Source organism: Lentzea sp. JNUCC 0626, assembly GCF_043632865.1.
Classification (GTDB): Bacteria; Actinomycetota; Actinomycetes; order Mycobacteriales; family Pseudonocardiaceae; genus Lentzea.
In genome coordinates this window covers 8,487,319-8,507,849 of record NZ_CP171635.1, presented here as the reverse complement: position 1 = coordinate 8,507,849, position 20,531 = coordinate 8,487,319, and the positions used below count along the sequence as shown (strand labels likewise).

Sequence of the window (20,531 nt, the reverse complement as noted above, 5' to 3'; positions counted from 1 at the left end):
TCGGCAGAACAGTTCGCGGGCTGCCGCAGCTGGCCGGCCTCGTGGCGGGCGATGTCGCGGAGCGATCCGTGCACGAACCGGCTCCAGATGACGAGCGCACGGGCGACTTCAGCCAGGTCTGTCCGCTGTGCGCGGACCGGGCGCCTACGCGGCATGGCCCTTTCGGTTGGTCATGGCCACGATCCTAGCTGTCAGTCGTCGAGCAGCGGCACGACTTCCTTGGCCCAGAACTCGAAGAACTCCTGCTGCGCAGGCCCGATCTGCTGCACGTACACCTCGTCGAACCCCGCCTCGGCGAACTCCCGGACCTTCTCCGCGTACTTCTCCGGGTCCGGCCCGCAGGGAATCGCCGACGCGATCATCTCCGGCGTCACCAACTCCGACGCCTGCTCGAAGTGCCGCGGGGTCGGCAACACCTGAGCCAGCTCGCCGGGCAGGCCATCGTTGGGCCACAACCGATGCGCGGTCGCAACACCTTCCTCGACCGACGGCGCCCAACACACCTTCAGCCCGCTCTGCGCCGGACCGCGCCCACCCTCCGCGCGGTACTGCGACACGAGGTCCCCAGCCGGCCCCACCGACACGTAGCCGTCGCCACACCGAGCGGCCAACCGAACCGCCTTCGGGCCGAACGCCGAGACGTAGATCGGCACCGGGCGTTCGGGAATGGTGTAGAGGCGGGCGTTCTCGACGGTGTAGTGCTTGCCGTGGTGGGTGACCTCGTCGCCCTGGTGGAGCGTGCGGATCAGGTTGATGGCCTCTTCCAGCATCTCCAGGCGAACGTCGGCGGACGGCCAGTGGTCGCCGAGCACGTGTTCGTTCAGGGCCTCGCCGCTGCCCACGCCGAGGACGAAGCGGCCTTCGGTCTGCACGGCCGCGGTGGCGGCGGCCTGGGCGATCACGGCCGGGTGGATGCGGACGGTCGGGCACGTCACGGCCGTGGTGATCGGGAGGGTCACTGCTTCGGAGAGAGCACCGATCGTGCCCCAGACGAACGGGGACTGGCCCTGTTCGTCGTTCCACGGGTGGTAGTGGTCGGAGATCCACAACGACTCGAAGCCGTGGTCGGAGGCCATGCGGGCGTTCTGGACCAACGCGCGCGGGCCGTGTTCTTCTGACGAGAGGAAGTAGCCGGTGATCACGGCAGCAACTCCTGGATCTTGGTCTTGAGGCCGCGCGTCATGAGGTCCCAGGCGTCCGGGTCGCCGCGCAGCACGGCCTCGGTCATGTCCTTGATCTGCTCGAACGTCGCGTGCGGCGGGATCGGCGGCACGTTCGGGTCGCAGCGCACGTCGAGGACGGTCGAGCCGTCGAACGCGAGGGCGGTCTCCCAGGCGGTGCTCAGCGACGCCGGGTCGTTGACCTCGATGCCCTGCAGGCCGATGGAGCGGGCGAACGCGGCGTAGGAGATGTCCGGAAGTGTTTGCGACTCCTCGAACTTCGGGGCGCCGCCCATCGCGCGGAGTTCCCAGGTGACCTGGTTGAGGTCGTTGTTGTGGAACACGCACACGACGCAACGGACGCCGTATCGCCGCAGTGTCAACAACTCCGCCATGCCGTTCATCTGCATCGCGCCGTCACCGACCAACGCGATCAACGGGCGGTTGGGCTGCGCGAAGGAAGCGCCCAACGCATAGGGAACCGCGCACCCCATCGTGGCCAAGGTGCCGGACAACGATGACCGAACGCCGCCGCGGATCTTCAGCAGTCGCGCGTACCAGTTCGTCGCCGAACCGGAGTCCGCGGTGACGATCGCGTTGTGCGGCAGGCGTTTCGAGAGCTCGGAGACGATCCGCATCGGGTTGACCGGGTCGGCCGGCACCTGCGCCTGCCGTTCCACGACCTCCCACCAGCGCGCGACGTTGGCTTCGATCGACGCACGCCACGAACGGTCTTCCTGACGTTCCAGCAAAGGGATCAGCATGCGCAGGGTCGCGCCCGCGTCGCCGACCAGGTTCACTTCGGTCGGGTAGCGCATGCCGATCGACCGTCCGTCGAGGTCGATCTGCACACCCCGGGCGGCCCCGAACTTCGGCAGGAACTGCGAGTACGGGAAGTTCGAGCCGATGATCAGCAACCGGTCGCAGTCGCGCATCATCTCGTACGACGGCCGGGTGCCGAGCAGGCCGATCGAGCCCGTCACGTACGGCAGGTCGTCGGGCAGCACGTCCTTGCCCAGCAACGCCTTCGCGACCCCCGCGCCGAGGATCTCGGCCAACGCGCGCACCTCGTCGGCAGCATCGCGAGCGCCCTGGCCGATCAGCACAGCGACCTTGGAGCCGCTGTTGAGCACCTCGGCCGCGCGCTCGATCTCCTCCAGCGCGGGCAGGACGGTCGAGATCGGCCGGGACGGCGGGCTCGACGGGATGTACTTGAACTCGTGCTTCGGTGCCGCGTACTCCTGCTCCTGCACGTCGTTCGGGATGATCAGCACGGCCGGGGCGCGCTCGGCGGCGGCTGTGCGCATCGCCCGGTCCAGCGCGTTCGGGAGTTGCTCGGGCACCGTCACGTCGACCAGGTAGGAGGCGACGTCGCGGAACAACGAGTGCAGGTCTACTTCCTGCTGGTAGCTGCCGCCCTGCGCGGTGCGGGCGGTCTGGCCGACGATCGCGACGACCGGCACGTGGTCGAGCTTCGCGTCGTACAGGCCGTTCAGCAGGTGGATCGCACCAGGACCCGAGGTCGCCAGGCACACGCCTACGTCGCCGCTGAACTTCGCGAAGCCCACGGCGGCGAACGCGGCCATCTCCTCGTGCCGCGTCTGGATGAACTTCGGGTCGTTGTCCGCCTTGCCGAACGCGGCCACGATCCCGTTGATGCCGTCGCCGGGATAGGCGAACACCTGGCGGACACCCCAGTCGCGCAGGCGTTGGACGACGAAGTCCCCGACGGTCATCAGTTGTTCCCTTCCAGCACGTAGACCGTGTAGGCGGAGCGGATGATCGGCTGCGCGACGTTGCGCACGCGCACACCGCCGGGCGTCAGGCCCTGTTCGGTGCCGAAGTGCGCGTGGCCGTGCACGGCGAGGTGCGTGCCGGTGGCGTCGATGGCCTCGCCGAGCAGGTACGAGCCGAGGAACGGGTAGATCTCCGGCGGTTCGCCGCGCAACGTGTCCGGCACCGGCGCGTAGTGCGTCAACGCCACCTTGATGTCGGTGTCCAGTTCGGACAGTGCGCTGCGAAGGTTCTCCGCGATCCCCACGGTGTGCTGGATGAACGCCTTCATCTCGCGCTCGCCGAACGCGCTTCCGCACTTGCCCGCGAACCCGCCGCCGAACCCCTTCACGCCCGCGATGCCGATCGAGCAGCCGTTGGCCCGATGGGTGAACGTCGTGCCCTCCAGCACGTGGATGCCCTTGTCCTCCAAGGTCTTCGCGACCTCGAGAGGCTTGTCGTCCTGGTGGTCGTGGTTGCCCAGCACGGCGACGACGGGCACCGGCAGGTCGGCGAACTCGTCCGCGACCACCTCGGCCTCGACGACGGTGCCGTGCCGGGTGAGGTCACCGGCCAGCAGCAGGATGTCGGCGTGCTCGCCGACCTTGTCCAACGCCGGCCGGAGGTGCCCGCGCATGTCCTCGCCGAGGTGGATGTCCCCGACCGCAGCAACACGGATCATCGCAGGTCCTCCTCACCCTCCGGTTCGCCCGCAGGTGTCACGCGCACGTCGTTGAAGATCGTCAGTTCGGGGGCGGCCTCGTGCAGGACCTCCTCCAGCGCGGCGCGGCGGTCCGCGCACGCCACGTCGCCGGAGAGCATCACGTGATCACCGCGCACGGTGACCCGGACGCCCAACTCGGCGGTCCGCGGGTCCTCTGCCACCGCCCTACGCAGATTTGCCGCCAGGTACTGCTCGGAACTCATGGCCCCTCCCGATGATGTCGAGACGTTCGATGAGCATCAGAAACGCTTCCGCGTAAGGAGAAGCCTTGGTCTCCTCACGCACCTGGTCCCAGTCGATCTGTTCGCGCAACGCCCGCGCGAACGGCAGCAGTTCGCTGAAGTCGCAGCGATGTCCGTCCAGCACCAGCAGTTTGCTGCTCAGCACGAACGTCGCCGGCATGACCGGCAGCATCACGGACCCGACCGGCATCTCCTCGGCCATCGCGAGGACCTCGTCGGTCACCGGCCGTTCGTTCGGCCGGAACAGCAGGTCCACCAGCGAATCGCCGTCGTAGACCTTCAGCAGCCAGTCCTCCGGCGGCTCCGCGCCGCGCAGTCCCGCCTCCACCAGCACTCGTACGGCCTCGGTGACGTCTTCTTCCTTCACCAGGAGATCGACGTCGTGCTCGCTCACGGGACCGCCGCGCGCATAACCGGCACATCCACCGGTCAGGGCGAACGGGATCTCCGCTCCACGTAAGACCTTGGCGACCTTCGTCAACGTCATCAGCAGTTCGGCCTGCACGTCGCTCATGCACTCCGGGCTACCCGCCTCGACGCGGAGTGAACCTCAGTCGGTGGCGAGACGTGCGTGCGTTTCGGTGTCGTAGCGGACGCCGTCGTAGAGCAGCCGCGCCCGTTCGACCCCCTCCACGGCGAACCCCGCCCCCGTCGCGACCCGGCAGGAAGCGGGGTTGTCCAGCCGGTGCGCGAGTTCCAGCCGGAAGAGCTCGAGCTCGGTGAAGGCGAACTCGCTGACCGCCCGGCACGCCTGAGTCGCGATGCCCTTGCCGCGCGCCGCTTCCAGCGTCCAGTACGAGATCCACCCGGTGAGGTGACGGCGTTCGACACTCGACACCGCGACGTTGCCGACGGGCACACCGGAGTCCAGCACGGCGAACGCGTAGCCGATGTCGTCGTCGCGGCGGGCCGTGAGCAGGGCGATCCAGTCCTCGGCGGCCGCGAGCGAGTCGATCGGAAGGGTGAACTGACGGCTCATCCGGGGTTCGGCCGCGGCGGCCAGGATGATCGGGGCGTCGTCAGGGGTCCAGGGCCGCAGCAGGGTGTCCACCTGTCCACCTTCCGAAGAAGGCGATCCGATCGCAACTCAGACACCTCGCTGTGCGTCCTAGGAGCAACCCGACATCAGGAGCGCTAATGGTCATTTTCGGCTGGCGGACGACGATCGAGACCTTGCGCATGCTGACGCTGGTGTGCGGGCACTGCCACCACCAGTCGGCGCACAACCTGTTCCGGCGCTACACGAAGCCGACCATCTTCTTCATCCCGCTGTTCACCATCAGCAGCCACTACGGGCTGCAGTGCACGTTCTGCGGGGTGCAGTACGACATCAGCAAGATGCACGCGCATCAGCTGGTCTGACAGGCCGGGCAGCCGGGCGCGCCCGAGTCGGTGGTGACGCGCCCGCACTCCGGGCAGATCAGCTCGAGAAGGCAGGCCGGCTCAGCTTCAGGGACACCGCCGAGGTCCACAGCCAGCCGATCGTCGCGACCACGTAGAGCAGCACCGTCCCGCCGGGGTTGCCCAGGAACGCCATCGGCGCCATCAGCAGCACGCCCGTCAGCCCGCTCAGCACCGCCAGCCATCCACCGAGCCTACGCGCGAACACGAAGCACGCCCCGATCCAGCCGATCATCGCGATCCCGAACGCGACCGCGTGCAACGCGCCGTGCCACGACATCGACTCCGGTGGCCCGGCAGGGGCTCCGGCCGGAAAGCCGAGAGCCGGATCGGCGACGAAGACGCCGCCGAGGATCATCCCCACCCCCATCAGGCCGATCAGCCGCGCGCCCCACTTCGAGAAGCGCGCCATGCCGGTGGCGGCGACCAGGAACAACGCGCCGCTGACCACGAAGTTCGCGATCTGGATCCAGCCGAGTGAGCCGAGGCTCAACATGCTGAACGGGTGCTGGGCCAGGTCGAAACCGGAGCGGGTGAACGCCTGGGCGTACCCGACGACGAGGTAGAGCGGACCGGCGACGACGCCACAGGCGATGCGGGACATGGGTTCCTCCAGGAAGTTCTCGGTGTGGGAAGAACCGAATCACCGACAAGTTTTTTTGTCAAGACGAGCTTCACTGTCTTGACGAAGAGAATCGTCGGGAGCAGGATGGGACCATCCACGAACCGAGCAAGGGGAGAGACCTGATGGGCCACGAGTTCAGCAGCACCGACGAGATGGAGGTGCCGGCGTCCGTCGAGGACGTGTGGACGGCCATCGCCACCGGCCCCGGCATCGATTCGTGGTTCATGGGTCGCAACGAGGTCGAGAACGGCCAGGTCAAGATGGCCTTCGGTGGCTATCAGCCGACCAGCGAGATCACCGCCGAGGAACGCCTGAAGCACTTCGCGTACGACTCCGGCAAGGCGCCCGACGGCCGGTTCGTCGCCTACGAGTTCCTCGTCGAGGGCCGCGAGCACGCGAGCACCGTGCTGCGGATGGTCACGAGCGGCTTCCTGCCCGGCGACGACTGGGCCGACGAGTTCGAGGCCATGACGCTCGGTGGCACGCTGTTCCGCCGCACGTTGCTGGAGTACCTCACGCACTTCCCCGGCCGCACGGCCCGTCCGCTCACGGTCTTCGGGCCGATGATCAGCGACTGGGACGAGGCCTGGAAGAAGCTCGACGCGGCCATCGCGGAGAAGCTGCCGGACGCCGTCGAGTTCCACCGCAACGCCCACACGGTCGCCCTGCGCACCGACAAGGCCATCTACCGGTTCATGCGCGGCTTCTTCGGGCCGGTCATCGCCGCGCACCACGTCTTCGAGGGCGACGAGTCCGAACAGGACTGGCAGGACTTCCTCGACACCACCTTGGGAGAGCAGAAATGACCCGCTTCACGACTTCCGCCGACGGCACCGAGGTCGCCTACTCGATCACCGGCTCGGGGCCCGCGCTGATCCTCGTGGACGGCGCGATGTGCCACCGCATGTTCGGTCCGTCGACCGAACTGGCCTCGGTGCTGGACAAGAACTTCACGGTCTACACCTACGACCGGCGCGGCCGCGGCGAGACCGGGGACGGCGCGACGCCGTGGTCGGTGGAGCGCGAGATCGAGGACATCGACGCGGTCATCGGGGAGGCGGGCGGCAGCGCGTTCGTCTTCGGCGTCTCCTCCGGCGCGGTGCTCGCGATGGAAGCGGCGTCGAAGCTGCCCGGCATCTCCCGGCTCGCGCTCTACGAGGCGCCGTTCGTCGTCGACGGCACCTACAAGCCGCGTCCGGCCGACATCGTCCAGCAGATGAACGACATGCTCGCGCGCGGCGACCGGGGCGGCATGCTCTCCACGTTCATGAAGATGGTGGGCGTGCCCGGGATCGGGCTCGCGGTCATGAAGCTGACGCCGATGTGGAAGAAGCTCAAGCTGGTAGCGCACACCCTGCCGTGGGACCTCACGATCCTCGGCGACGACGGCCGCGGCTCGAAGCTGCCGACGAACCGGTGGAACATCAAGGTGCCGACCATCGCGATGGACGGCGGCAAGAGCCCCGAGTACCTCCGCAACGGCATGAAGAACGTCGCGGAGGTGTTGGGAGCGGAGCACAAGACGCTGCCCGGTCAGACGCACATGTACAAGTCGTCGGTCATGGCACCGGCGTTGGTGGAGTTCTTCGCACGGGCCCAGCGCACCGCCGGTCCCATCGCGTAACCCGCCACGACGAACAGCCCGCCGACCGCGAGCCACCCGAGTGCTCCCCAGCCGAGCACGACGGTGGTGAGCAGAGCGGGGCCGACCATGCGCGCGACGGCCGTCCCGGTCGCGAAGAAGCCCTGGTACTGGCCCTGGCGGTCGGCGGGCGCGAGGGCGAAGCTGATCTCCCACGCCCCGGAGGCGAGCATCATCTCGCCGAGCACCTGCAACGCGGCGGCCGCGATCAGCAACGCCGCCGCGGGCCAGGCGCCGAAGCTGAACGCCGTCACCGCGAACACCGCGCAGGACGCGAGCATGACCAGCCCGGCGTGCCTGACGAGCGTCGAAGCACTGCCCAGACCGGTGGCGCGACGGGCGATCCGCACCTGGAACAGCACGACGGCCGCGGTGTTGAGGACCAGCAACGCGGCCGCGAGCCACGTCGGTGCCTCGGTGCGCTGCACGATCCACAGCGGGATGATCAGGCTGAGCAACGGCATGTAGAGCAGCATCACCGCGTTGATCAACGTCACCAGTGCGTACGGGCGGTCCTTCAGCACGTCGAACTTGCCCTTCGCCCTGGTCATCACCGTCTCCGGCAACGTGCCGAGCACCACGGCCGCGATCAGGAACGCGACGACGTCGAGCACGAACACGGCCGTGTAGGCGGCCTCGGTGCCGAGGTGCAGCGCGAACCCGCCCGCCGCCGCCCCGATCGCGATGCCCGCGTTGGCCGTGGCCTGGATCCGCGCCCGGACCCGCGTGCGTTCGTCGGGCGTCGTGAGACCGGCGAGGAGTGCCTGCCGGGACGCCTGCAACCCGCTCTGGAAGCTCGCGTACAGGCACATGACCACCACGAACGCCGCGAAGTTCCGCGTGAGCAACAGGATCCCGATGCTCGCGGCCGTCGCTCCGGCAAGCACAACGGCTGTGGTCCGCGGACCTAACCGATCGGCGAGATGTCCTAATGCGACTCCGGCGACGGCTCCGACACCCCACGCCACCGTCAGCGCCAGGCCTACCTTCGCCGCGCTCAGGCCAACTACCTGGGTGAAGTAGAGGGCCGAGACGACGAGAAAACCGCCGTCCCCGATGGAGTTCGTCAGCTGCGCGTATGCGAGTCGCCCGGTCATGCCGTCAACGCTATGGCGACCAATGGCCCTAGTCGCGGGACAAAGACTTGCCGCGTTTCTGGGCCAATTTGGTGCCGACCCAAGACACCGCGAACGACAGCACGACGAACACCACGGCCACGAACACGCAGCCCACCGCGACGCTGCCGTAGCCGTTCGAGCGAGGGTCCATGAACGGGTACGGGTACCAGCCGACGATCGGGCCCCTGACCAGCGTGTACACCAGGTACGCGGCCGGGAACGCAAGCCAGGTCCACCACCGCCGCGTCTTTTCCGGTGTGAGCAGCCACTCCACGACGACGAGGATCGGCACGATGATGTGCAGCACCCAGTTCGCGTACGCGGGCGTCTGCACGTCGATGCCCCGCAGCAGGAACGAGTACACGAGCCCAGTCGTCGCCATGTAGACGACGGCCGCGCCCCTGAGCTGCGCCGACACCGGACGGAACACGCCGAGCAGCATCACGAGGGCCGCGAACACGTTCGACAGCACGGTGAAGAAGCTGAAGTGGTCGGTCGGCCGGAACCTGTCGCCCAGCACGACGACCAGGTAGACCTCGGCCGACAGCACCAACAGGAACGCGGCCATCCGGAGCAGCTTGATCACGCCGAGAATTAGAACCCGGTTTCGTCAGGGGTGCATCCGGGCGCCCTTGAAGATCTTGTCTACCGCGTTCTTCTGGCCGTGCACGGCGATTCCGACCAGGTCGAGGTCCTGCGTGTGCACCTTGCGGACGGCCGCGCGGTTGTCGTCGTCGTTGCCGGTGGCGAACAGGTCGGCGGTGAAGATCGTCATGGCCTGGTCGCGGTTGAGCGCGCGTTCGTGGGCCTTCTTGAGCAGCTCGGCGCTGCCTTGGAGGACGACCACGGGCTGGCCGAACATCGGCAGGTACCGCACGTCGTCGGCGTCGACGTACGGCTCGCCCTTGAGGGTTTCGGGCAGGCCGCTGACGAGGAAGGCGGTGACGTTCAGCGCCTGCCAGCCGGCCAGGTCGTCCCGCAGCAGCACAGCGATCTTGGTGTCGAACATGGACTCCACGATCGTGGGCGAGCGCACCTGCGGTCTTGTACGTTTCTGACATGAGCACGACCGCGTGGAAACCCGCGGTGGACGGCATCAAGGAGGCCTTCCACGCGTCGTTCACCACGCACGCCTACCCGACGCACACGCACGACGCGTGGACGTTGATGGTGCTCGACGACGGCGCCGTGAAGTACGAACTGGACCGTCACGAACACGGCGCGCTCGTCTCCGCCGTCACGCTGTTGCCGCCGCACGTGCCGCACGACGGCCGATCCGCGTACCCGACGGGCTTCCGCAAGCGCGTGCTGTACCTGGACGACACGGTGCTGCCGGACGACCTGATCGGCAAGGTCGTCGACACCCCGATGCTGCCGGATCCCCTGCTGCGCCAGCGGGTGCACCAGCTGCACCTCGCGCTGGACGAACCGTTCGAGGCCGCCAGCAGGCTCGCGTTGATCAGCGAACGCCTCCAGCACCACTTCGCCGGCACCGCGCCGGTCGTGCACGCGGACCCGACGCTCGCCGACCGGTTGAGGCAGTTGCTGGACGCCTCGCTGCCTTCCGGGATGTCGCTGGCCGACGCCGCGCGGGAGTTGCAGACCAGTCCGACGCACCTCGTGCGGGCGTTCAGCCGCCGGTTCGGGCTGCCGCCGCACAAGTACCTGACCGCGCGCCGGGTGGACCTGGCCCGCGGTTTCCTGATCGAGGGGCGGCCCGCGGCGGAGGTGGCGGTGCTGGCCGGGTTCCACGACCAGTCGCATCTCACCAGGCACTTTCGCCGGGTGCTGGGTACGAGCCCCGGCCGCTTCGTACGCTGACACCGTGCACGTCGGCATCCTCGGGCCCGTTGAGGCGCACTCCCCGGACGGCAAGATCGCGGTGGGTGGTCCACGGCCACGCACCCTGCTCGCCTTGCTCGCGCTCCGGGTGGGGGAAATCGTCCCGCTTGACCGGTTGGTGGACGAGCTCTACGGCTCCGAACCGCCGGCGGACGCGGCGAACGCCTTGCAGGGTCAGGTGTCCCGGCTGCGGCGGGCGCTCGGGGACGCGGCGCTGATCGAGTTCCACCCGGCCGGGTACCGGTTGGCGTTGGAGGCTGCGGCGGTCGACGCGCATCGGTTCGCCGCGCTGGCCGCGGAAGGCCGTCAGGCGTGGGAGGCCGGGGACGTCCGTGGCGCGGAATCCCTTTTGTCCGAGGCACTTCGGCTGTGGCGCGGTCCGGCGCTCGCCGATGTTCCGCTCGCCGATCACGCTGTGCGGCTGGAAGAGTTGCGGTCTGGCGCGCTGGGGTCGTTGACCGCCGCGCGCATCCGGCTCGGCACCGCCGACGTCGCCGAGATCCAGGAACTCGTGCGGCAGCACCCGTTGGACGAACGGCTGCGCGGCTTCCTGATGCAGGCGCTGCACCAGCAGGGCAGGCAGGCCGAGGCGTTGCAGGCGTTCGAGGACGCGCGGTCCGTGCTCGCCGACGAACTGGGCGCCGACCCGTCCGCCGAACTGCGGGCCGTGCACCTCCAGGTGTTGCGCGGCACGACCCACCGCGAGTTGCCCGCCCAGCTGACGAACTTCGTGGGACGCCAGGAAGAGCTGAAGCGGATCAAAGCGCTGACGTCACGGCTGATCACGCTCACCGGCCCCGGCGGCGCGGGCAAGACCAGGCTGGCACTCCAGGCCGCCGGTCCCGGGGCGATCTTCGTGGACCTCGCTCCGTCGCGGGACGTCGCGGCCGCCGCGCTGCAGGCGTTGGGGCTCAAGGAAACCGTGCTGGAACCGGAGGAACGGCTGGTGCTCGCCCTGCGCGAGCGCTCGGCGTTGCTGATCCTCGACAACTGCGAGCACCTGGTCGTCCAGGCGGCCGCGCTGGCCGGGCACCTGCTCAGCGCGTGCCCGTCGGTGCGGATCATCGCGACGAGCCGGGAGCCGCTCGGCATCACCGGCGAGACGCTGTGCCCGGTGCCACCGCTCGACCCGGCGCAGAGCGTCGACCTGTTCACCGATCGCGCCCGGCTGGTCAACCCGGCGTTCGTGCGGGACGAACACACCGCCGAGATCTGCCGGTCGCTCGACGGCCTGCCGCTCGCGATCGAACTGGCCGCGGCGCGCACCCGGACGTTGACGACCTCCGAGATCGCCCTGCGGTTGAACGACCGCTTCCGCCTGCTCACCAAGGGAAACCGCGCCGCCGCACCGCGCCACCAGACGCTGCGCGCGGTCGTGGAGTGGTCGTGGGACCTGCTGTCGGACGAGGAACGCGACCTCGCCACGTGCCTCGCGACGTTCAGCGGCGGGGCGAGCCTGGACGCGGTCGAATCGGTGTGCGGGCACGACATCGAGGTGCTGGACGCCCTGGTGGACAAGTCGTTGGTCGAGGCCTCTGACGGTCGTTACCGCATGCTGGAGACGATCCGCGAGTTCTGCGCGGAGCACAAACGCGTCGACGCCGCGCACGCCGCCTACTTCGCCGATCTCGCCGTCCGCGCTGATCCCGAACTGCGCCAACGAGATCAGGTCCGCTGGTTCACCCGCCTGACCGCCGAGCACGCGAACCTGGTGCAGGCCCTGGACTGGGCCACCGACGCCGATCCCGCGCTGGCGCTCCGGCTCGTCAGCGGCCTCGCCTGGTACTGGTACGTGAAGGGCAACCGGTCGGAGGTGCAGGGCCTGGCGTTGCGACTCCTCGATCGGGTACCCGAACAGTCCACAGAGGACTACGCGGTGCTGCTGGCGCTCGCCGCCCCGGAACGCGTGCAGGACAAGCTGTCCGCGTTGCACGGCCCGATCAGGCAACCGTTCGTGCTCATCGCGTGGGCCATGCTCTCCGGTCCTCCCGGCCCGGACGCGCCGCGCACCGCGTTGCAGGAGGAGATCGAGAGCAGCGACGACCCGTGGTTGCGCGGCCTGCTCGGCTTCAGCAACGCCTACACGACCTGGACCACGTCAGGTGACCGCGCGTCGGCGATCCGGCGGGCGCGCGAGGCGCTCACCCTGTTCCAGGACCTCGGCGAGCGCTGGGGCGCGGCCCAGGTCTTGGACGTGCTGGCCATCCTCACGGAGGACCCCGCCGAGGCGCTCGTGCTGACGGACCAGGCGATCGCGGCCGTGAGCGAACTCGGCGCCAAGGAGGAACTGGCCGAACTGCGGGGACGCAGGGCCGACCGGTTGCTCGACGTCGACGAGGCCGCGGCGGAACGGGACTACCTGCTGGCACTGGAGCTGGCGACCGAGGCGGGCCTGACCGCGACGAGGGCGTTGGCGCACACCGGACTCGCCGAGATCGCCACGCGCAGGGGCGATCGCGGGCAGGCCGAAAGGCTCCTGCGGCTCGCCCGGCAGGAGCTCGGGGTCGGGTGGATGCACGCGTCGGCGCAGCAACGGGTCGAGGCCGCGCTCAGCGACCTGACCCGCTGACGTTCAGGAGCCGCCGCCGACACCTGAACCGCTGAGCGCCGCTACACCCCGCCGATGATCTTCAACATCTGCTGGATCTGGCCCTGCCGGGACGTCACCACGCGCTCGGCGTAGGCCGTCGCCTCGGGGTTCTGCCCGTCCTTCTTCTCGGCGAGAGCCATCTCCACGCCGGCACCCTGGTGCCCGGTCATGAGGTTGAGGAAGACCTGGTCGAACTCGGTCCCGCTCTTCTCCTTGGTCTCGTTGATGACCTTGTCGTCGAGCAGCGGCTGACCGCCGTGGGCGGCGTGCAGGTTGGCGCCGTCACCTTCGGGCTTGTCCCAGAGCTTCAGCCACGACTTGAGCATCGTGAGCTCCTCGCGCTGCGTCACGTCGATCGCGCTCGCGAGGTCCTTCGCCTCCTTGCTCTCCGCCTTCGCCATGCCCACCTGCGACAGGCTGATGCCGAGCTGCAGGTGGTCGACCATCATCTGCACGAACGTCACGTCCGCGTCGTTGAACCTCGCACTGGCACCCGGAACGGGTGGTGCGGCGGAAGAAGCGCCGTGCCCGTGAGCCGCTGGGCTCTCCGGGACGACCGCCTCTCCGCCGCACCCCGCCAGCGCCAGGACCGCGACCGCGATCACCAGGCGCTTCATCGGATCAGATCTTCTCCCAGAGCGCCGCCACGTTCGGCGGTTCCCAGCCGGTCAGCGAGGTGTGCGCCTGACGGCAGCGGTAGCTCGAGCCGCCGTAGGTGACGGTCGCGCCGGTCGCGTACGACGTGTTCGCCGCCCACGTGCCGCCGGCCGGCGGCTGGTTCGTCGTGGTCGTCGTGGTCGTCGTCGTCGGAGGACGGGTGGTCGTGGTGGTGGGCGGCGGAGTCGTGCCGCCACCGCCGCTGATGTTCAGGTCGATGCACGAGTAGAACGCGTTGACGGTGTCGCCGATGTTCCAGATCGCGAAGAGCTTCTGGCGACCGGAGAACCCGCCGAGGTTGATCTGGTGCGTGGTCGGGTTGTTCGGCTGCTGGTTGTTGCCGGCGAAGTAGCCGACGCGCGTGTTGCCGATGAAGTACTCGTAGTCACGCGTGGCGTGCCGGGCGGTGAAGGTCCAGGTCAGAGACAGGGTCTGACCGGTGTTGGTGACCTTCCAGGGCAGCGAGTCGTTGTCGAGGGGAGCGAAGGCTCCGTTCGCACCGCTGCAGTTCTTCAGGCCCTTGGGGCCCTCGGCACTCTGCGGCTCGTACTTCGCCTGGCCGCAAAGGCTTTCGGCGATGTCGCCCCTGGCGCACTGCGCCGAACGGCTCGCGGGCGACGAGATGTAGCCGTGCGCGCTCGCCGATCCGACCGGCATGACGAGGACGATTGCAGGGACAGCGGCCAGGACGAGCGCCGCTTTGCGCATGATTTTCATTCGTCCGAACTCCTTGGATCGTTCCCAAACGGGTGGACCCGTAGGCAGGGGGCGGGAACCGGGAGCACTCTCAGATGCTCACCGATCCAGTTTCGGTTTGTGGTCTAGACCATAAACCGGTGTTCAGAAAGTGGTCAAGATGTCACCGAACATGAGCCGGAAACCGGTGTGCGTCAACAAGTCCACGTCACGCAGTGGTCTTGTCTGCGCCATTCGGGTCATCACGGAGACCCGATCGGAGCACTGAAACCGTTCAGTCGCTGGGTATCCACGATCATGCGCGATTTCGACGAGCCCAGCAGGGCGACAGGTCCCGGTGTCGTCGCCGACGGACCCGCAGGCGCCGCAACGGTACTCGTGATCGACCCAGCCGGGGAAGCCCTCCACGACGAGATTCCCGCGACCTGGCGTCCGCTGTCCGAAACCGTGCGGATCGTGTGGCTGCGCGTCCCCGCCGCACCAGGGTGGAAGTCCACAGTGGACACCGTGCTGACCAGGCACCGGGACGACACCAGGACCGTGCTGGACGTCGTCACGAGCGGCCCGATCGCCGCAGACGTCCTGGACCTCGTGGCAAGTCACCCCGACCTCGTCCGCTCGGTCCTCGTGGTCGATCCCGAGGTGCCGGTGGAGGCCACGTTCGCCCAGGTCATCCCGCACACCGCCAGCGCGGTGTCCCCTCTGCCGCTCGGCCATCCCGACGTGGTCAGCGGCGTCGTCGCGGCCCTCGATCAGCGCCGAACCACTTAGGTTCGGAAAGTTTCGCTGAACCGGACACATCGGCCACCCGTATCCCTCGGCAGGGAACCGAGACGGGAGGCTTCATGCGAGCGCGTCTGCTCATCATCGTGCTAGGGCTGCTTGCGCTGGTCGGATGTTCGTCCGGGGGTGGCAACAGCTCCGCCGAACCGGCCGCGAACGAGGCCGACGCGATGTTCTCGTTGCAGATGATCCCCCACCACCGCCAGACCATCGAGATCGCGAAGGTAGCCATGGAGAAGTCCAAGGACGACTTCGTGATCAACGTGGCCGACAAGATCGCGACCGCCGAGGCGGGCGAGATCGAGCAGATGGCCACCTACCTGCGCAGCTGGAACATCCAGGTGCCGGGTGACGACGCCGCCGCCGCGCACAAGATGGCGGGCATGATGACCGCCAAGGACGTCGAGGCGCTCAAGGCGGCCAGCGGCAAGCAGTACGACGACCTGTTCCTCGCCACGCTCTCCCGCCACCTCCGCAGTGGCGTCGACATGGCGAAGGCCGCGCAGTCCAGTGGCGAGCACATCGGCTCGAAGGCGTTGGCAGGCAAGATCATCGTGTCTCAGACCGAGGTGCTGGACCAGATCGCCGCCAAGCAGAAGTCCTGACGCACCAACGACTCCACACGTCCACCGCCATCACGGCAGTGGACGTGTCGGCGTATCCGCAGCGCCGAAATCGACTCGCCGTCCGGTTCTCCCCGCAATAACCTCGCGCGCATGTACCCACAGGTGGAGCCCTACGCACAGGGCATGCTCGACGTCGGCGACGGCCAGCTCATCCACTGGGAGGCCAGTGGAAACCCCGACGGCAAGCCCGCGTGCATCTTCCACGGCGGCCCCGGCTCCGGGTTCAAGCCGCACTGGCGCGACAACTACGACCCCGCCCACTGGAACCTGGTCATGTGGGATCAGCGCGGCTGCGGCAAGAGCACCCCGCCGGCCTCGGACCCGGCGACCGGCATGGAGCACAACACCACCCAGCACCTGATCGACGACGCCGAGAAGCTCCGCGCACACCTGGGCATCGAGAAGTGGCTGCTGGAAGGCGGTTCCTGGGGATCCACGCTGGTCCTCGCCTACGCGATCCAACACCCGGACCGCGTCAGCGAGATCATCATCCCGGCGGTGACCACCGGCCGTCCCGACGAGCTCGCCTGGATCACCCGCGGTCTGGCCCTGTTCTTCCCCGACCACTTCGACGCCTTCCGCGACGGCGTCCCGGAGGAGGACCGCGACGGCAACCTGGCCCTGGCGTACAACAGGCTGCTGAACTCGCCCGACCCCGCGGTCCGGGAGAAGGCCGCGTGGGACTGGAACAAGTGGGACCTCGCCACGATCACCGGCGGCGACAACGACTTCGCCGGCACCCGGTACGAAGACCCGGTCATGCGCTATCAGATGGCCAGGGTCGTCACGCATTACTGGGGCAACGACTGCTTCCTGGAGCCCGACCACATCTTCGGCAACCTCGACCGCCTCAAGGGCATCCCCGGAGTTCTCATCCACGGCCGCAACGACTTCGGCGGGCCGCTGCACACGGCGTGGGAGATCGCGAAGCGGTGGCCGGACGCCGAACTGGTCATCCTGAACGACGCCGGCCACACCGCTTCGGACGGCAACAGCATGGGCAAGGCCATCGCCGCCGCCATCGAGAAGTTCCGCTAGGGAGCCACGGGGCCAGACCGGTACAGGTCCTCCCCCGCCCACCTGATCCGGTCGTCGAACCCGAAGCCCGGCGCCGCGACGAAGTTCTTGGCGTCATCGATCGAGCCCGAGCCGGTGTACTTGGCCCGCAACGGGTACGGGAACACCGGCCGGGTGCGCACGACGTTCCCGGCCTCGTCACGCCCGGTCGCGATGATCTTGTTCGGCACCTGGCCGCCCTCGACCCACGACACGAGCGCGCGGAACGGGTCGAAGTCGGTCAGCGTGTCGCCGCCCGCGCAGTGCCACATCGACGGCACGACGAAGAGCCGGGCGTAGGACGGGTTCCTGCCGCCGGTGAGCCGCTGCCAGTAGTCGAGCGTGCCCTCGAACGGGATGCCCTGGTCGCCCGCGCCGTGCCAGAGGATCAGCTTGCCGCCCGCCCGTTCGAACGCCCGCAGGTCGAGCGAGAGCGCGTTCGCCTTCACCGTCTCCGGCACGAGCTTGCGGAACTCGCGGGTGGTGAACTCGAACTTCTCCAGCGACGAGCCCGGCTTGCCGATCGGGTAGACGAGGTTCTTCAGGCCGTTGTCGGCGAGTTCGGGCGCGATGCCGCGGCCGAGCCCGTCGGACGGGTTGAGCCAGAACGTCCACGAGATCTCCGACCCGTACGGCTGGCCGCCGGGGTAGAGCCGCACGCCGTTGTCGGACGGGCCCGCGTACAACCGCCTGACCCGCGCGATCTCGTCGTCGGTGAGCTGTCCGGCTAGCGTGCCGGGATCGAACTTGCAGAGCCGTGGGTCCTCGATCTGACCGTCGACCAGGCCGTCGTTGCCGTCGCACGCCTGCATGACCGCGTTGTGCAGCACGAAGAGCTTGTCGTTCGGGATGGTGTTGCGCGCGATCCACGCCTGGTACCCGATCAGCGCCGTGTAGTAGGACCCCGGCGCGGCGGCGATGATGCCGTCGAAGTCACGCGGGTAGCGCTGGGCCAGCAGCAGACCCTCGCGGCCGCCGTTGGAGCAGCCGTTGAAGTACGACTTCACCGGCGGCTTGCCGTAGAACGCCGAGATGATGTGCTTGGACACCTTCGACAACGCGTGCGGCGCGCGGAAGAAGTAGTCGTCGCGGGCCTGCTGGTTCGATGCGGCCCAGGTCGTGTCGAACGGGTTCTCCGGCGGCGCCTGGTGGCCGTCGTCGGTCGCGGCCACGGCGGCGTCCCCGAACGCCGGGCCGCAGCCGGACGGGAAGTCCGGGTCGTCGATGACCCCGCAGAAGCCGCCGCAGCCGTACTGGAGATAACGGCCCTGGTAGCCCTTCAGCGGGAGTTTCAGCTGGAAGCCGATGGCGGGTTCGATCGTGCCGCGGACGTCGCAGAACTCCTTGTCACCGGACACGATCTGCGCCGACGTGACCTTCGTGCGGGCGTCCGGGACGTCGAACGACCGCACGAGTTCGGCACACGATCTGACGGTTCGGTGTCCCGATGATCCGACGGCCGGTGCGGCCCCGGCACCTGCCGTCCCCAGCACGACGAGAAACACGAGCAGCTTGCGGAACATGGCGTCCTCCCCCTGATGTCGGACGTACCGGTGCCGCGGCCCGAAGTGTTACCGGACGCGGCACCGGGGCGAGTGTTCCAGCTAACTCACGTGCACGCGTGGCCTTCGGGACGGATCCTCTTCAGCCGAGCGGATGATTTCCCGTACGACCGGAGGCGTATCGCCGCGGCCGAGGATCAGGTAGCGGAACAGGTGGCCGAGCGGGTTGCCCTCGGACCACTCGAAGTGCGCGTGCGGGATGACGCCGGTCGAGTCGCGCAACGCGAGCAGGATCGCCGCGATGGCGTTCGGCGCGGCGGGTGCGGAGGCGCGCAGCACGCGATGCCCCGCCACCTCGACCCCGGACACGCACAGGACGTTCGAGAACGCCGACGGGTCGACGATGTCGATCTCCAGGAAGATCACGTCCGCCGTGCCGGGCACCGGGTTCATACCGCGCTGCTCGGTCTCCTTCTCGACGTATTCGGCCTCGTCCCCGTGCTGGCGGCGGTTCGCGATCAACGTGATGCGGCCGTCGTTCGCGATCGTCTCGGTGATGAACCGGCGGGCCTGCTCGTCGAACTTGATGCTGTCGACGCGCAGCTCCGTCGTGCGCGAGATCCGTGACACCAGGGAGATCACGATGATGCCGATGATGAAGCCGATGGAGATCGTGATGCCGTCCGGCTTCTCGATGACGTTCTCCACCAACGCGTACAGCAGCACCAGCGTCAGCACGGTGAACCCGATGCCCGCGCCGCGTTGCCTCTTGCGCCACGCCGACACCGTCACCGCGAACGATCCGGAGACCATCATCGCGAGGATGCCCGTCGCGTAGGCGCCGGCCTGCGCGTTCACGTCGGCGTTGAAGATGATCGTGATGATGATGCAGATGATCGTGTAGACGATCACCACCGGACGGACGGCGCGTCCCCACTCCGGTGCCATGCCGTAGGACGGCAGATAACGCGGGACGATGTTGATGAGTCCGGCCATCGCCGACGCACCGGCGAACCACAGGATCAGGATGCTGCTGATGTCGTAGACCGTGCCGAACGCCTCGCCGAGCAGTTCGTGCGCGAGGTAGGCGAGCGCGCGGCCGTTCGCCGGGCCGCCGGGCGCGAACTTGTCCTGCGGCACCAGCACGGTCGTGATGAACGACGTCGCCACCAGGTACACCGACATGATCAGCGCGGCCGTGGTGAGCAGCTTGCGGGTGTTGCGAACGCGGCTCTCCAGCCGCTGCTCCGGTGTCTTCCCGGAGGCCTGCACCAGCGGCATCATGCTCACGCCGGTCTCGAACCCGGACAACCCGAGCACCAGCAACGGGAAGGCCAGGATCGCAGGCCCGACGATGCCGAAGAAGCCGTCGCCATGGGCACCGAGAGCAGAGATCCACCGGTCCAGCGCGTCCGGCGTCGCGAAGACGTCCACGAGCCCCACCACGGCCACGACGGCGTTCAACGCGAGGAACACCGCCACCAACGGGATCGCGACGCCCACGGCCTCGCTGAAGCCCATCAGGAACACGCCGCCGAGGATCACCAGCAGGATGATCGTCAGCCAGAGCTCGGTGCCGTGCAACGCCTCCGGCACGTACGGGTTCTCCAGCGCGTGCACCGAGGCGTCGGCCGCGGACAGCGTGATCGTGATGATCCACGACGTCGCCACGAACCCGAGCAGCACCAGCACGAAGATCTTGCCGCGCCAGAACGGCAGCAGGTCCTCCAGCATCGCCACGGAGCCCTGGCCGTTCGGGCTCTCCTTCGCCACCCGGCGGTACATCGGCAGCATGCCGAGCAGCGTCAGCGCCACGATCAGCAGCGTCGCAAGTGGAGAGAGCGCTCCGGCGGCCAGCGCGGCGATGCCGGGGAGGTACGAGAGCGTGGAGAAGTAGTCGACGCCGGTGAGCGTCATGACCTTCCACCACGGGTGCGGTTTGGCGTGCGACTCGTGACTCTCCGGGCCGGAGGGTGCCACCCGGTCCGCGAGCAGCCACCTGCCCACCGGTCCACCGGGCGGGGCGGGCCGTTCCGGGCTCGGCACCTCGGCGGGAATGGCGAACTCCGTGCTCATGGCGAGAGCATGGCACGG

22 protein-coding genes are annotated in these 20,531 nt (G+C 68.4%); 8 read left to right on the top strand and 14 right to left on the bottom strand.

From position 1 onward, the window contains the following. Positions 1–191 precede the first annotated feature (191 nt). The 6 genes from JNUCC0626_RS39700 to JNUCC0626_RS39675 are packed head-to-tail and all read right to left on the bottom strand — an operon-like array spanning position 192 to position 4,950. Positions 192–1,142: a TIGR03557 family F420-dependent LLM class oxidoreductase gene (locus JNUCC0626_RS39700; RefSeq protein WP_394615798.1), complete on the bottom strand. Its 951-nt coding sequence runs from the start codon at positions 1,140–1,142 to the stop codon at positions 192–194. After that, on the bottom strand, positions 1,139–2,896 hold the full coding sequence (locus JNUCC0626_RS39695) for a thiamine pyrophosphate-requiring protein (protein WP_394615797.1): 1,758 nt from the start codon (positions 2,894–2,896) through the stop codon (positions 1,139–1,141). Before JNUCC0626_RS39695 ends, JNUCC0626_RS39700 begins: the two co-directional genes overlap by 4 nt. Beyond that, the gene (locus JNUCC0626_RS39690; protein ID WP_394615796.1) at positions 2,896–3,615 is read right to left on the bottom strand and encodes a metallophosphoesterase family protein; all 720 of its coding nucleotides are present in this window, start codon (positions 3,613–3,615) and stop codon (positions 2,896–2,898) included. The genes JNUCC0626_RS39695 and JNUCC0626_RS39690 overlap by 1 nt, the downstream gene beginning before the upstream one ends. Then, positions 3,612–3,860 (bottom strand): BON domain-containing protein, encoded by a 249-nt coding sequence (locus tag JNUCC0626_RS39685; RefSeq protein ID WP_093592439.1) that lies wholly within the window; start codon positions 3,858–3,860, stop codon positions 3,612–3,614. Before JNUCC0626_RS39685 ends, JNUCC0626_RS39690 begins: the two co-directional genes overlap by 4 nt. Further along, positions 3,823–4,413, bottom strand: coding sequence for a nucleotidyltransferase family protein (locus JNUCC0626_RS39680; protein WP_394615795.1), 591 nt, complete (start codon positions 4,411–4,413; stop codon positions 3,823–3,825). Before JNUCC0626_RS39680 ends, JNUCC0626_RS39685 begins: the two co-directional genes overlap by 38 nt. A gap of 36 nt (positions 4,414–4,449) precedes the next feature. After that, complete coding sequence (locus JNUCC0626_RS39675) at positions 4,450–4,950, bottom strand: GNAT family N-acetyltransferase (RefSeq protein ID WP_394615794.1); 501 nt, start codon at positions 4,948–4,950, stop codon at positions 4,450–4,452. Between the two features lie 86 nt (positions 4,951–5,036). Here JNUCC0626_RS39675 and JNUCC0626_RS39670 point away from each other — a divergent pair, with 86 nt between their 5' ends. Beyond that, positions 5,037–5,261, top strand: a complete 225-nt coding sequence (locus JNUCC0626_RS39670; protein WP_394615793.1) for a zinc-ribbon domain-containing protein — start codon at positions 5,037–5,039, stop codon at positions 5,259–5,261. Positions 5,262–5,319: 58 nt separating this feature from the next. Here JNUCC0626_RS39670 and JNUCC0626_RS39665 read toward each other — a convergent pair whose 3' ends face one another. Continuing rightward, complete coding sequence (locus tag JNUCC0626_RS39665; RefSeq protein ID WP_394615792.1) at positions 5,320–5,904, bottom strand: DUF998 domain-containing protein; 585 nt, start codon at positions 5,902–5,904, stop codon at positions 5,320–5,322. Between the two features lie 143 nt (positions 5,905–6,047). Here JNUCC0626_RS39665 and JNUCC0626_RS39660 point away from each other — a divergent pair, with 143 nt between their 5' ends. Then, positions 6,048–6,731, top strand: a complete 684-nt coding sequence (locus JNUCC0626_RS39660; RefSeq protein ID WP_394615791.1) for an SRPBCC domain-containing protein — start codon at positions 6,048–6,050, stop codon at positions 6,729–6,731. Next, positions 6,728–7,549 carry an alpha/beta fold hydrolase gene (locus tag JNUCC0626_RS39655; protein WP_394615790.1) on the top strand — a complete coding sequence of 274 codons (822 nt, stop codon included), beginning with the start codon at positions 6,728–6,730 and terminating at the stop codon, positions 7,547–7,549. The genes JNUCC0626_RS39660 and JNUCC0626_RS39655 overlap by 4 nt, the downstream gene beginning before the upstream one ends. Here the strand turns inward: JNUCC0626_RS39655 and JNUCC0626_RS39650 are convergent. The 3 genes from JNUCC0626_RS39650 to JNUCC0626_RS39640 are packed head-to-tail and all read right to left on the bottom strand — an operon-like array spanning position 7,459 to position 9,694. Further along, complete coding sequence (locus JNUCC0626_RS39650; RefSeq protein ID WP_394615789.1) at positions 7,459–8,664, bottom strand: MFS transporter; 1,206 nt, start codon at positions 8,662–8,664, stop codon at positions 7,459–7,461. The two genes, JNUCC0626_RS39655 and JNUCC0626_RS39650, sit on opposite strands and share 91 nt — an antisense overlap. A gap of 28 nt (positions 8,665–8,692) precedes the next feature. Then, positions 8,693–9,271 carry a Pr6Pr family membrane protein gene (locus tag JNUCC0626_RS39645; protein WP_394615788.1) on the bottom strand — a complete coding sequence of 193 codons (579 nt, stop codon included), beginning with the start codon at positions 9,269–9,271 and terminating at the stop codon, positions 8,693–8,695. Positions 9,272–9,295: 24 nt separating this feature from the next. Then, positions 9,296–9,694: a DUF2000 family protein gene (locus JNUCC0626_RS39640; RefSeq protein ID WP_394615787.1), complete on the bottom strand. Its 399-nt coding sequence runs from the start codon at positions 9,692–9,694 to the stop codon at positions 9,296–9,298. 50 nt (positions 9,695–9,744) lie between these two features. On the opposite strand from JNUCC0626_RS39640, the gene JNUCC0626_RS39635 reads away from it, so the two are divergent. Further along, positions 9,745–10,506, top strand: coding sequence for an AraC family transcriptional regulator (locus JNUCC0626_RS39635; protein WP_394615786.1), 762 nt, complete (start codon positions 9,745–9,747; stop codon positions 10,504–10,506). 4 nt (positions 10,507–10,510) lie between these two features. Then, a complete protein-coding gene (locus tag JNUCC0626_RS39630; RefSeq protein ID WP_394615785.1) occupies positions 10,511–13,096 on the top strand; it encodes a BTAD domain-containing putative transcriptional regulator in 2,586 nt (861 codons plus the stop codon). A 41-nt stretch (positions 13,097–13,137) separates the two neighbouring features. Here the strand turns inward: JNUCC0626_RS39630 and JNUCC0626_RS39625 are convergent, their stop codons facing one another. Together JNUCC0626_RS39625 and JNUCC0626_RS39620 are read right to left on the bottom strand one after the other, a co-directional pair. Further along, complete coding sequence (locus JNUCC0626_RS39625; protein ID WP_394615784.1) at positions 13,138–13,734, bottom strand: DUF305 domain-containing protein; 597 nt, start codon at positions 13,732–13,734, stop codon at positions 13,138–13,140. 4 nt (positions 13,735–13,738) lie between these two features. Then, positions 13,739–14,491: a lytic polysaccharide monooxygenase gene (locus JNUCC0626_RS39620; RefSeq protein ID WP_394615783.1), complete on the bottom strand. Its 753-nt coding sequence runs from the start codon at positions 14,489–14,491 to the stop codon at positions 13,739–13,741. A gap of 276 nt (positions 14,492–14,767) precedes the next feature. Between JNUCC0626_RS39620 and JNUCC0626_RS39615 the strand changes: the two genes are divergently transcribed. From JNUCC0626_RS39615 to pip, 3 genes are all read left to right on the top strand, one after another. Continuing rightward, positions 14,768–15,241, top strand: coding sequence for a hypothetical protein (locus JNUCC0626_RS39615; protein ID WP_394615782.1), 474 nt, complete (start codon positions 14,768–14,770; stop codon positions 15,239–15,241). 74 nt (positions 15,242–15,315) lie between these two features. Next, positions 15,316–15,858, top strand: a complete 543-nt coding sequence (locus JNUCC0626_RS39610; RefSeq protein ID WP_394615781.1) for a DUF305 domain-containing protein — start codon at positions 15,316–15,318, stop codon at positions 15,856–15,858. A gap of 111 nt (positions 15,859–15,969) precedes the next feature. Next, a complete protein-coding gene (gene pip / locus JNUCC0626_RS39605) occupies positions 15,970–16,917 on the top strand; it encodes a prolyl aminopeptidase (protein ID WP_394615780.1) in 948 nt (315 codons plus the stop codon). On the opposite strand, the gene JNUCC0626_RS39600 is transcribed toward pip, so the two are convergent. Together JNUCC0626_RS39600 and JNUCC0626_RS39595 are read right to left on the bottom strand one after the other, a co-directional pair. Beyond that, complete coding sequence (locus JNUCC0626_RS39600; RefSeq protein WP_394615779.1) at positions 16,914–18,458, bottom strand: tannase/feruloyl esterase family alpha/beta hydrolase; 1,545 nt, start codon at positions 18,456–18,458, stop codon at positions 16,914–16,916. The genes pip and JNUCC0626_RS39600 overlap by 4 nt on opposite strands. Positions 18,459–18,539: 81 nt before the next feature. After that, entirely contained in the window at positions 18,540–20,513 is a 1,974-nt protein-coding gene (locus JNUCC0626_RS39595) for an amino acid transporter (RefSeq protein WP_394615778.1), read from the bottom strand. Between the last annotated feature and the right edge of the window lie 18 nt (positions 20,514–20,531).

Coding starts and splice junctions, on each gene's coding strand:
- JNUCC0626_RS39695 (WP_394615797.1), bottom strand. CDS start 2,896: ATGACCGTCGGGGACTTCGTCGTCCAACGCCTGCGCGACTGGGGTGTC.
- JNUCC0626_RS39690 (WP_394615796.1), bottom strand. CDS start 3,615: ATGATCCGTGTTGCTGCGGTCGGGGACATCCACCTCGGCGAGGACATG.
- JNUCC0626_RS39685 (WP_093592439.1), bottom strand. CDS start 3,860: ATGAGTTCCGAGCAGTACCTGGCGGCAAATCTGCGTAGGGCGGTGGCA.
- JNUCC0626_RS39680 (WP_394615795.1), bottom strand. CDS start 4,413: ATGAGCGACGTGCAGGCCGAACTGCTGATGACGTTGACGAAGGTCGCC.
- JNUCC0626_RS39670 (WP_394615793.1), top strand. CDS start 5,037: ATGGTCATTTTCGGCTGGCGGACGACGATCGAGACCTTGCGCATGCTG.
- JNUCC0626_RS39665 (WP_394615792.1), bottom strand. CDS start 5,904: ATGTCCCGCATCGCCTGTGGCGTCGTCGCCGGTCCGCTCTACCTCGTC.
- JNUCC0626_RS39660 (WP_394615791.1), top strand. CDS start 6,048: ATGGGCCACGAGTTCAGCAGCACCGACGAGATGGAGGTGCCGGCGTCC.
- JNUCC0626_RS39655 (WP_394615790.1), top strand. CDS start 6,728: ATGACCCGCTTCACGACTTCCGCCGACGGCACCGAGGTCGCCTACTCG.
- JNUCC0626_RS39650 (WP_394615789.1), bottom strand. CDS start 8,664: ATGACCGGGCGACTCGCATACGCGCAGCTGACGAACTCCATCGGGGAC.
- JNUCC0626_RS39640 (WP_394615787.1), bottom strand. CDS start 9,694: ATGTTCGACACCAAGATCGCTGTGCTGCTGCGGGACGACCTGGCCGGC.
- JNUCC0626_RS39635 (WP_394615786.1), top strand. CDS start 9,745: ATGAGCACGACCGCGTGGAAACCCGCGGTGGACGGCATCAAGGAGGCC.
- JNUCC0626_RS39625 (WP_394615784.1), bottom strand. CDS start 13,734: ATGAAGCGCCTGGTGATCGCGGTCGCGGTCCTGGCGCTGGCGGGGTGC.
- JNUCC0626_RS39620 (WP_394615783.1), bottom strand. CDS start 14,491: ATGAAAATCATGCGCAAAGCGGCGCTCGTCCTGGCCGCTGTCCCTGCA.
- JNUCC0626_RS39615 (WP_394615782.1), top strand. CDS start 14,768: ATGCGCGATTTCGACGAGCCCAGCAGGGCGACAGGTCCCGGTGTCGTC.
- JNUCC0626_RS39610 (WP_394615781.1), top strand. CDS start 15,316: ATGCGAGCGCGTCTGCTCATCATCGTGCTAGGGCTGCTTGCGCTGGTC.
- pip (WP_394615780.1), top strand. CDS start 15,970: ATGTACCCACAGGTGGAGCCCTACGCACAGGGCATGCTCGACGTCGGC.
- JNUCC0626_RS39600 (WP_394615779.1), bottom strand. CDS start 18,458: ATGTTCCGCAAGCTGCTCGTGTTTCTCGTCGTGCTGGGGACGGCAGGT.
- JNUCC0626_RS39595 (WP_394615778.1), bottom strand. CDS start 20,513: ATGAGCACGGAGTTCGCCATTCCCGCCGAGGTGCCGAGCCCGGAACGG.